The sequence below is a fragment of the Bacteroides sp. genome (assembly GCF_052357945.1).
Taxonomy (GTDB): domain Bacteria; phylum Bacteroidota; class Bacteroidia; order Bacteroidales; family Bacteroidaceae; genus Bacteroides.
The window spans coordinates 1-2965 of record NZ_DAWCXD010000274.1 but is presented as its reverse complement, the minus strand read 5'-3'; the positions used below and the strand labels follow the sequence as shown (position 1 = coordinate 2965).

At 42.4% G+C, this 2965-nt stretch carries 3 protein-coding genes; all 3 read left to right on the top strand.

Going from position 1 to position 2965, the window contains the following annotated elements:
- A partial coding sequence (gene pheT / locus ACT8YW_RS22725) for a phenylalanine--tRNA ligase subunit beta (RefSeq protein WP_444107228.1) occupies positions 1 to 1698 on the top strand: 1698 nt, incomplete at its 5' end.
- Between the two features lie 31 nt (positions 1699 to 1729).
- Positions 1730 to 2467 carry a YebC/PmpR family DNA-binding transcriptional regulator gene (locus ACT8YW_RS22720; RefSeq protein WP_074636120.1) on the top strand — a complete coding sequence of 246 codons (738 nt, stop codon included), beginning with the start codon at positions 1730 to 1732 and terminating at the stop codon, positions 2465 to 2467.
- An 11-nt stretch (positions 2468 to 2478) separates the two neighbouring features.
- The gene (locus ACT8YW_RS22715) at positions 2479 to 2724 is read left to right on the top strand and encodes a TIGR03905 family TSCPD domain-containing protein (RefSeq protein ID WP_004295596.1); all 246 of its coding nucleotides are present in this window, start codon (positions 2479 to 2481) and stop codon (positions 2722 to 2724) included.
- Positions 2725 to 2965 lie beyond the last annotated feature (241 nt).

Genomic DNA, 2965 nt, shown 5'->3' with positions numbered 1-2965 from the left:
CGTCCTATTAATAATGTAGTGGATATTACTAATTATATCGTTCATGCTTTCGGTCAGCCGTTGCATTGCTTCGATGCCGGAAAGATAAAAGGCAATGAAGTAATTGTAAAGACAATGCCGGAAGGAACTCCGTTCGTTACGCTGGATGAGGTGGAACGTAAATTGAACGAACGCGACCTGATGATTTGTAACAAGGAAGAGGCCATGTGTATTGCCGGTGTATTCGGCGGACTGGACTCCGGTTCTACGGAAGCTACGACAGATGTATTCATTGAAAGTGCTTATTTCCATCCTACATGGGTGCGTAAGACAGCCCGCCGTCATGGCTTGAATACGGATGCTTCTTTCCGTTTCGAACGCGGTATCGATCCGAACAGTGTGATATATTGCTTGAAACTGGCTGCTTTGATGGTTAAAGAACTGGCTGGCGGTACGATTTCTTCTGAAATAAAAGACGTGTTCACTACTCCTGCACCCGATTTTATAGTTGATCTGGCTTATGAGAAAGTACATTCTTTGGTAGGAAAAGTAATTCCGGTAGAGACAATCAAGAGCATTGTGACCAGCCTGGAAATGAAGATCACTAATGAAACGGCGGAAGGGCTGACATTAGCTGTTCCTCCTTATCGTGTAGACGTGCAGCGTGATTGTGACGTGATTGAAGATATTCTTCGTATCTACGGATATAACAATGTTGAAATCCCGACTACACTGAACTCCAGCCTGACTACCAAAGGTGAACATGATAAATCGAATAAATTGCAGAACCTGATTGCAGAGCAATTGGTGGGCTGCGGATTTAATGAGATCCTGAACAACTCATTGACGCGTGCTGCTTATTATGATGGTATGGAGACTTATCCGTCCAACCATCTAGTGATGTTATTGAATCCGTTGAGTGCGGATTTGAACGCTATGCGTCAGACTTTGCTGTTCGGTGGACTGGAAAGTATTGCTCATAATGCAAATCGTAAGAATGCTGATTTGAAGTTCTTCGAATTCGGTAATTGCTATCATTTCGATGCTGACAAGAAGAATGAAGAGAAGGTATTGGCTCCTTACTCGGAAGATTATCACTTGGGCTTGTGGGTAACCGGTAAGAAGGTTTCCAATTCATGGGCACATGCAGATGAGAACAGTTCGGTATATGAATTGAAGGCTTATGTAGAAAATATATTGAAGCGTCTGGGACTGGATTTGCACAATCTGGTTGTCGGTAATCTGACGGACGATATTTTTGCTGCCGCACTTTCTATCAATACGAAGGGTGGTAAGCGTCTTGCTTCCTTCGGTATCGTGACTAAGAAGCTGTTGAAAGCATTTGATATTGACAATGAAGTGTATTTTGCCGACTTGAACTGGAAGGAACTGATGAAGGCTATCCGTTCTGTGAAGATCAGCTACAAGGAAATCTCCAAGTTCCCTGCTGTGAAACGTGACCTGGCATTGTTGCTTGACAAGAATGTGCAGTTTGTCGAAATTGAAAAGATTGCTTACGAAACAGAGAAGAAGCTGCTGAAAGAAGTGGAACTCTTCGATGTGTACGAAGGTAAAAATCTGGAAGCAGGCAAGAAGTCGTATGCGGTGAGCTTCCTGCTTCAGGATGAGAGCCAGACTTTGAATGATAAGATGATTGATAAGATCATGTCGAAACTGGTGAAGAACTTGGAAGATAAGCTGGGTGCCAAACTTAGATAAACTTAAAATTTCAATCTAAAAATATAAACCAATGGGAAGAGCATTTGAATATAGAAAGGCCGCTAAACTGAAAAGATGGGGCCACATGGCTAAAACATTTACAAGACTGGGTAAACAAATCGCGATAGCTGTAAAGGCAGGCGGTCCGGAACCTGAAAATAACCCGACTTTGCGTTCGGTGATCGCTACTTGTAAGCGTGAAAATATGCCGAAGGATAATATTGAACGTGCTATCAAAAACGCAATGGGTAAAGACCAGAGCGACTACAAGAGCATGACTTACGAAGGATACGGTCCTCACGGTATTGCTGTATTTGTGGATACGCTGACAGATAACACAACCCGTACGGTGGCTGACGTTCGTTCGGTATTTAATAAGTTTGGCGGTAATCTCGGTACAATGGGATCTCTCGCGTTCCTGTTCGACCACAAATGTGTATTCACTTTCAAGAAGAAAGACGGACTGGATATGGAAGAACTGATTCTGGATCTGATCGATTATGATGTGGAAGATGAATACGAAGAGGATGATGAAGAGGGAACAATCACTATCTATGGTAATCCCAAGAGCTATGCCGCTATTCAGAAACACCTGGAGGAGTGTGGCTTTGAAGATGTCGGTGGAGACTTCACTTATATTCCGAACGACATGAAAGAGGTGACTCCGGAACAGCGCGAAACATTGGATAAGATGATCGAACGTTTGGAAGAATTTGACGACGTGCAGACTGTTTATACCAATATGCAGCCGGAAGGAGAAGAAGAGTAAGAGGCTGGTTTATGGAATATGTGTATAGAACCCAGGGAACTTGCAGCACCAACATCGAACTGAATGTGGAAGATGGAGTGGTGAAAGAAGTTGCTTTTTGGGGAGGATGTAATGGTAACCTTCAAGGTATTTCCCGCCTTGTGAGAGGAATGAAGGTAGCGGATGTTATCGCAAAACTTGAAGGAGTGCATTGTGGTGGCAGACCGACTTCATGTCCTGACCAATTGTGTCGTGCATTACATGAGATGGGATATTAATCGACTTCTTTTATTTTTGTAAAATTTGATATTTTTCAAGACCTTCGGCAATTTATTTTGTCGAGGGTCTTTTTTTGCGGGAATCCATAGAGGGGGAGTATCCGGGTGTTGTTTACTTACTTGTCGGTATTTTGAACTAAAATTGACCTTCACTCGTTATTTATAAGTATATTTGTAAGGTTAAAACTATTATGCAAAAATGAAGAATATTTTTCAAGACTTAAGACGCAAAGATCATAAA

Coding starts and splice junctions, on each gene's coding strand:
- ACT8YW_RS22720 (WP_074636120.1), top strand. CDS start 1,730: ATGGGAAGAGCATTTGAATATAGAAAGGCCGCTAAACTGAAAAGATGG.
- ACT8YW_RS22715 (WP_004295596.1), top strand. CDS start 2,479: ATGGAATATGTGTATAGAACCCAGGGAACTTGCAGCACCAACATCGAA.